The sequence below is a fragment of the Hydrogenophaga sp. genome, from assembly GCF_041633695.1.
Lineage (GTDB): Bacteria > Pseudomonadota > Gammaproteobacteria > Burkholderiales > Burkholderiaceae_C > Hydrogenophaga.
This window is the reverse complement of record NZ_JBFJMY010000211.1, coordinates 1-7,055: the sequence shown is the minus strand read 5'-3', so window position 1 is coordinate 7,055 and position 7,055 is coordinate 1. Positions and strand designations below refer to the sequence as shown.

Here is a 7,055-nt window from a genome sequence, read left to right as displayed (position 1 = left end):
GTTGTCGTTGGCGCAGACGGTCGCCTCTTCGGTGTTCTTCACGCGCACCACGCATTTCACCGAACCAAAGGTGCCCTCGCAGTAGCACACACGGGCATTTTTCTGGCTCAGTGCGCCTGCTCCCGCCGCAGCTGGCCGGGCGTGACCCGAAAGCTGCGCACCATGGCGGTGGTCATGTGGCTCTGGCTGGAGAAGCCCGAATCTTCTGCAATCGCCGTCAGGGGCAGGGCACTGCCCAACACCAGGTTGCGCGCATGTTCCAGCCGGGCCTGGAGGATGTACTGGTAGGGCGTGCAGGCGAAGGTGTTTTTGAACAAGCGCACAAACTGGGTTCGGCTGAAGCCGGTGGCCAGGGCCAGATCGTCAATGGACAAGTCTTGCGCCAGCTGGATGCGCACCATGTCTTTCACGCTTTTCACTTGCGCGCCCGAGAGCTTGCCGCGCTCGCGCTGCACGGCATAGCGCCCGGCCGCCCGGCGCTGCAGCTGCATGGCCACACCCAGCGAGAGCGACTCGGCATACAGCGGACCGCTGGGGCATCCGCCAGCCACTTCGTGGGCCATGCCGCGCAACACGGCCGCCAGGCCGTCGTCGTGGAATTCGAGTTCCGAGCGCAGCGGCATGCGGAACAGCTGCTCCGACAAAACGTCGTCGTCCAGCGATGTGTGATCGAACTGCAGCAGGATGCGGCGCACACCGTCACAACGCCAGCGGGACAGACTGGGCTGGAGGTCGGCGGCAAACAGGCCGATCGCGCCGGCGCCCAGCTGGTGCACGGATGAACGGCGCCCAAAATAGAACTCGGCATGCGCCCGCCCGCAATCCAGCATCGCGAGCATGACGCGTCCGTCCGCACCACAGAGGCCCGCGTATTCGGGCAGGGCCTCGACCCAGCCAAGCGCAAAGCCCGACCATTTCGCAGCGGCCTCTTCGCTGAACAGACTGGGTTCTTGCTGGGCGTCCTCCACGTCCTGGCGGTGAGAGAGTTTGGCCATTTTTTGTCTCCAGATCATGGCCCGTTGTCGTACCCCCAGGCCTGTGGACCAGTATCCCACCCCCCGGCTGCGCGCGGCATACCGGATCGCTATAGCTGCTAGAGACCTCCCATCTCGGGGCTAACCCTGAGCCAGGCAGGCGATCCTGAAAAGCCGACCCGATCCTGAAAGACGCCCGCCCGCCATCGCGCTGGAATGCAAGGCCTCAGAACCAACTCCACGAAGGAAATTGCTGTGCCCTCTCCATTTCATCCCATCCACCGTCGCACCGCGGCGATGAGCGCCGCAGCCGCGATGTTGCTCAGCGCCTGCGGCGGCGGCGGTGACGCCCCACCCGTCGTCGAAGCGTCGCCCAACTTCGACAACATCGCCATCAACCCCACCGTCGCCTGCACCATGGCGGGCATTGGGGCCACGGCCCTGAGCGCCGACGCCCCGGTCACCATCCTGGACGTGTCCACCGGCAGCACGGGTTCGGGTGCGACCGACCGTGCCTACTGCCTGGTCAAGGTCAAGGTCGATCCCCAGGTCAACATCTGGGTGTCGCTGCCCTCGGCCGACTGGAACGGCCGCTTCCGCGCCGAGGGCAACGGTGTCTACGCCGGCGACTCGCAACTGGGCGTGGCCACCGACTCGGTGCGCCAGGGCTTCGTCGGCACCAAGACCGACACCGGGCACACGGGCAGCTCCTTGTCGGGTGCCTTCGGCATGCTCTCGCCGGGCAACGCCAACGTGCAACTGCAGGAAGACTTCGCCCACCGCTCGATGCACCTCATGGCCGTGGTCGGCAAGCAGCTGACCAAGGCCTTCTACAGCCAGGACCCTCTGCGCTCCTACTGGTATGGCTGTTCCACCGGCGGGCGCCAGGGCCTGATGATGGCGCAACGCTACCCCGCCGATTTCGACGCGATTCTGGCCGGCGCGCCCGCGATCCACTGGGACCGCTTCCAGGCCTACCAAATCTGGCCGCAAGTGGCCATGAGTCTGGAGGCGGGTGGACCGATGTCGGCGGCCAAGCGCACACTGGTGACCAACCGGGCCATTGCCGCCTGCGATGCCAACGACGGCGTCACCGACGGTGTGATCGATGATCCACGCAGCTGCGACTACGACCCCACCAACGATGCGATCCTGACCCAAGCCAGTTGCGCCAGCGACAGCTGCCTCACACCGGGCGAGGCCAGTGGTGTCAAGAAGATCTGGGGTGGCGCACGCAGCGCCAGTGGCAAGTTGCTGTGGCCCGGCATCGAACGTGGCGCCGACATGGGTGCCTTCGCCGGCACCAACCCGTTCCCGATCCCGATCGAACAGGCCCGCTACTGGACCTACCTGGACCCGGCCTGGGACTGGAAGACCCTGAACTACCTCAACTACGAGACGTTCTTCAACGACAACATCCGGCAGGTCGGCCCGGTGATGGCCACCGACAACCCGGATCTGTCGGCGTTCAAGGCGCGTGGCGGCAAGCTCATCATGTACCACGGCTGGTCGGACAACCTCATCATGCCGCAGGGCACGACGCGCTACTACGATCGCGTGAAACAGACCATGGGCGACCCAAGCGACTTCTCCCGCCTGTACATGGTGGGCGGCATGGGCCACTGCGGCGGCGGCACCGGTGTGAACCAGTTCGGTCAAGGCTCCAGCGGCGCCGTGCCCATGGAGCCGAAGACGGACGCGTTCCGCGCGCTCATGGCCTGGTCGGAAAAGAACACCGCCCCCAACGAGATCATCGCGTCGCGCATCGAAAGCGGCAACGTGGTGCGCACGCGCCCACTGTGCCCCTACCCGAAGGTCGCGAAGTACAAGGGATCGGGCAGCACAAACGAAGCCGCAAACTTCAGCTGCGAGAGCCCCTGATCGCGCCCGCTCTAGAAGCTGAAAGATGGCGCTGAACGGGGTCAAGACTGCACCGATGCTGGGCTTGCCGGCGCAGCATCGGTGCTCTCATTGCCGTTGCCACAAACGGCGACGATCATCGACGGTGCGCAGGGCCACCTCTGATCTGCGGGGGCGTCTCGCCCCCTCACCTCACAGGCGCCGCCTTCTTGCCGCTTACTGAAGCTGTTGAATGCCGGCCAGTTGCCAGCCCCCGTTGCCAACGCGGGGTTTGGTCAGATGCCACATTTCGTCAAACGCTTCGGCCGGCAAATCTTTTTCTTCTCGTATCGTTCCGGTGAAGCGCACGCTGACCGTGTAGCGCGTCGCTTCCTCGACCACCTCCACCACCTCCGCCTGAAGGCCGACCACATCGGTGGATGGCGGCGATGCAGAACGTTCGGACATGTTCACCGCCAGTTCCGCGAACATTTCCGGCGTGGTGAACGCACGGATATCGTCCAGATCGCCGGCATCGTTGGCGGCCTGGAGCCGAATGAATTGCACCTTGGCGTTGCGGGCGAAACCGGCGGCATCGAAGTCGGCCGGGATGGCACGCGTGGACGCCACGTTGGCACCAATGCCGGAACCGATCATGGATTCCGATGCCCTGGCTGGCATGGCAACCTCGAAACGGTGAGGCGCCGCCGTGGAGGAACGGGCGCCGGCCATCGCGGGTGTCTGAGCCAGCGCACGTTTGCGCATGACAAACGCCAGGGCCGCCATGACGGCCATGACCAGTAGCCCGATCATCAGCATATTGGCCAGGCCTTCGCCCAGACCCAGGTGAGACGCCAGGGCGGCAATGCCCAGACCCGCAGCGAGGCCTGCGACGGGGCCCATCCAGGAACGTTTGGGCGGCGTTGCGGCCGCAGCACCAGCAGTTGCCGGCGCTGCGGCCGTTTGTGCCGGAGCCGGGTTGCTGGTGGTGTTCTGGCGCTGCATGCCGGTCGACTTGCCACCGCCGATGCGTCGTGCCGCCTCCGCATCAGAAACCGCCTGTGACAGCCCCAGGACAAGAACGACAGCGAACAGGGAAAAGAATCTCATGCGCAACTCCAACAAACAAGATATGGAACAGGGACGGTGGGTGGGCGCGCTGACATGCGCCCGGGTGTTTCAGTCGTTGTTGCCGCTGGTGATGCCCAGCAAGACCAGCAGCGACTGGAAAACGTTGTAAAGACTCAGGTATACGCCCAGGGTGGCGGTGATGTAGTTGGTCTCCGAGCCGTCTTGCACGCGCTTGAGGTCGTACAGGATGAACGCCGAAAAGATGCCAATGGCCAGGACCGCCAGCGTGATCGTCAAAGCGCTGGACTGGATGAAGAAGTTCGCCACCCCCGCCACCAGCAACATGATGGCGCCGATGAACAAGAACTTCCCCATGGCACTGATGTCGCGCTTGACGACCGACGACAGCATCGCCATGCCCAGGAAAATGGCGCCGGTGCCGGAGAACGCCGTCATGATCAGGCCCGTGCCGTTGGACAGGCCCAGCACGGAGCCCACCAGGCGCGACAACATCAGCCCCATGAAAAACGTGAAGGCCAGCAACACCGGTACGCCGGCGGCAGAGTTTTTGGTCTTTTCGATGGCGAACATGAAGCCAAACGCCCCCACCAGAAAAACCACCAGCCCCACGCCAGGCGACATGGCCCGGCTCATCCCGGTGACCAGGCCGACCCAGGCCCCCAGGACAGTGGGCAGCATCGACAGCGCGAGCAGCCCATAGGTATTGCGCAGCACACGGTTGCGCTCCACCGAGACGGCGTGTGAGGCACTGTCGACCGGTGACACAGCGGAATTCAAGTTCATGGCAGATCCTTCAAGGTCAGTGGAAAAAAGGGTGTGTGAAAGCTGTGCTGCGTTCAATGGCGGCGTTGGGGCAGACCTCAGGCGCCGGACGCGGGCGCAGGATGCAGCCCGCGGCGCTTCGTGCGCGCACGGATGTTGAGCGCTTCCACCGTCAGGGAGAAGGCCATGGCGCCGTAGATGTAGCCCTTGGGTATGGCCTGTCCGAGTGCTTCTGCGGTGAGTGCCATACCGATCATGACCAGAAAGGCCAGGGCCAGCACCTTCACGGACGGATGGCGGTCGACAAAATCGCCAATCGGCTTGGCCGCAAACATCATCACGCCGACCGAGAAAACAATGGCAGCAACCATCACCCCGATCTCATCCACCATGCCCACCGCCGTGATCACCGAATCCAGCGAGAAGACGATGTCGATCAGGGCGATCTGGCCGATGATGACCCAGAACATGCGCGAGCTGGCGGCCCCCAGCGCCGCAGGATCGGTGGCCGGCGCCGTGTCGAGCTCCCGTGCTTCCACCTCGACAAAAATCTCGTGGCTGGCCTTGTAGAGCAGGAACAAACCGCCGACCAGCAGCACAACATCGCGCCCGCTGAAGCCGTTGCCCAGCACCGTGAACAGGTCCGTCGTCAGACCCATCATCCAGCCCAGGGTGAAAAGCAGCAACAGACGCGAAACCATGGCAAAGCCCAGGCCCAGGCGGCGCGCCTTGTCGCGCAGATGCGGGGGCAGCCGCCCGACCAGGATGGAGATAAAGACGATGTTGTCGATACCCAGCACGATTTCGAGTGCGGAGAGCATCGCGAATGCGATCCAGATGTTGGGGTCGAGAAGAAATTCCATGAGAAGCGCCGAAACCATCAAGAAGGAAACAGGACCGGATCATGCGTCCGATACGAAGATTGAAAAACCAGCATATTGCTGATATACAGTTCGTAAATTCCGATGTTGAAGGCCTTGCCATGCTGAACTACCGCCACCTGTACTACTTCTGGATGGTTGCCAAAGAAGGTGGATTCGCCCGCGCGGCCGAGCGGCTGGACATGGCGATCCAGACCATCAGCGCCCAGGTGCGCGAGCTGGAGAAATCGCTGGGACACCAGTTGCTCAAACCGGCGGGGCGCGGGGTCAGCCTGACCGAGTCCGGCGAAGTGGCGTTTGCGAAAGCGGAAGCGATCTTCCAGATCGGGCAGACGCTGCCGCAAGCCGTGCACGCAGCCGGCTCCAGACCGGTCGTGAAGCTGGCGGTGGGCCTGTCGGACGGCATCTCCAAGCTGGCCGCCCATGCGCTGCTGGCCCCCATCCTGCAGACGCCCAACCTGCGTCTGGTCTGCCATGAGGGCGGCACGGAGCAGCTGATAGCCGAGCTGGCGCTGCACCACCTCGACATGGTGTTGGCGTGTCAGGGCGCTCCCGTCAATCCCAATCTGCGCCTGACCAGCGATCGGCTCGTGTCCTCCCCGGTGGATTGGTACGGGCCCGCGCCGTGGACGCACCAGGCCGACGTAGACCAGTTCCCACAATCACTGGGGCGTTTGCCGGTGCTGCTGCCTACCGGACATTCGGTGTTGCGCGACACGCTTGAGCGCTGGTTTCAGGAGCAGGGGCTGCAGCCCCGCGTGGTCGGCGAGTTCGAGGACAGCGCGCTGATGTCGGTGTTCGCGGCGCGCGGGCTGGGGGTATTTCCGGTCAGCCGCCTGGGCGCCGACGACGTCAGCCTGATGCGCGGGCTGCGCCTGCTGGGGCGCAGCGATGAAGTGCACGAGGACATCTATGCCATCCGCAACCGCCGCGGCCTGCAACACCCGCTGGTCCAACAGGTGCTGGCTGGCGCGCGGAACTGACATCGGTTGGCCACGGTCTTGGACTTGGCCTCCCATCTGCGGCCAAGAGAACGTCCGCCTGGTCACGATGAAGGGACTCCAATGAAGGGAATCATCCCGTCCATCGGCCCCCTACCCGCTCAAAACGGATAGTGACGCGGCGTGGTCTGCACCGTGATCCAGCGCAGTTCGGTGAATTCGGCAATGCCCGCCTTGCCGCCGAAGCGGCCGATGCCGCTGCCCTTGACGCCGCCGAACGGCATCTGGGCTTCGTCGTGCACGGTAGGGCCGTTCACATGGCAGATGCCCGAGTCGATCTTGCGGGCCACGTTGAAGGCGCGTGCGATGTCGCGGCCGAACACGGCGGCGCTCAGGCCGTACTCGTTGTCGTTGGCGCAGGCAATCGCCTCTTCGGTGTTCTTCACGCGCACCACGCATTTCACCGGGCCGAATGTTTCTTCGTGGTAGATGCGCATCTCGGGCGTGACGTGGTCGAGCACGGTGGCGGGCATGAGCGTGTTGTCCGATTTGCCGCCACAGACCAG

At 64.2% G+C, this 7,055-nt stretch carries 7 protein-coding genes; 2 read left to right on the top strand and 5 right to left on the bottom strand.

Annotated elements, in window-relative coordinates; genetic code table 11:
- Window positions 1–107: 107 nt before the first annotated feature.
- Window positions 108–995, bottom strand: a complete 888-nt coding sequence (locus ABYB95_RS13600) for a helix-turn-helix domain-containing protein (RefSeq protein ID WP_372659096.1) — start codon at window positions 993–995, stop codon at window positions 108–110.
- Window positions 996–1,271: 276 nt separating this feature from the next.
- Between ABYB95_RS13600 and ABYB95_RS13595 the strand changes: the two genes are divergently transcribed.
- Window positions 1,272–2,855, top strand: coding sequence for a tannase/feruloyl esterase family alpha/beta hydrolase (locus ABYB95_RS13595; RefSeq protein WP_372659095.1), 1,584 nt, complete (start codon window positions 1,272–1,274; stop codon window positions 2,853–2,855).
- Window positions 2,856–3,050: 195 nt separating this feature from the next.
- Here ABYB95_RS13595 and ABYB95_RS13590 read toward each other — a convergent pair whose 3' ends face one another.
- The 3 genes from ABYB95_RS13590 to ABYB95_RS13580 form a co-directional block, all read right to left on the bottom strand.
- On the bottom strand, window positions 3,051–3,923 hold the full coding sequence (locus ABYB95_RS13590; RefSeq protein ID WP_372659094.1) for a Tim44 domain-containing protein: 873 nt from the start codon (window positions 3,921–3,923) through the stop codon (window positions 3,051–3,053).
- Window positions 3,924–3,992: 69 nt separating this feature from the next.
- The gene (locus ABYB95_RS13585; RefSeq protein WP_372659098.1) at window positions 3,993–4,682 is read right to left on the bottom strand and encodes a Bax inhibitor-1 family protein; all 690 of its coding nucleotides are present in this window, start codon (window positions 4,680–4,682) and stop codon (window positions 3,993–3,995) included.
- An 83-nt stretch (window positions 4,683–4,765) separates the two neighbouring features.
- A complete protein-coding gene (locus tag ABYB95_RS13580) occupies window positions 4,766–5,530 on the bottom strand; it encodes a TerC family protein (RefSeq protein ID WP_372659093.1) in 765 nt (254 codons plus the stop codon).
- A gap of 119 nt (window positions 5,531–5,649) precedes the next feature.
- Here ABYB95_RS13580 and ABYB95_RS13575 point away from each other — a divergent pair, with 119 nt between their 5' ends.
- On the top strand, window positions 5,650–6,531 hold the full coding sequence (locus ABYB95_RS13575) for a LysR family transcriptional regulator (protein WP_372659097.1): 882 nt from the start codon (window positions 5,650–5,652) through the stop codon (window positions 6,529–6,531).
- Window positions 6,532–6,650: 119 nt separating this feature from the next.
- On the opposite strand, the gene ABYB95_RS13570 is transcribed toward ABYB95_RS13575, so the two are convergent.
- On the bottom strand, window positions 6,651–7,055 hold a 405-nt coding region (locus tag ABYB95_RS13570; RefSeq protein WP_372659092.1), incomplete at its 5' end, for an aldehyde dehydrogenase family protein.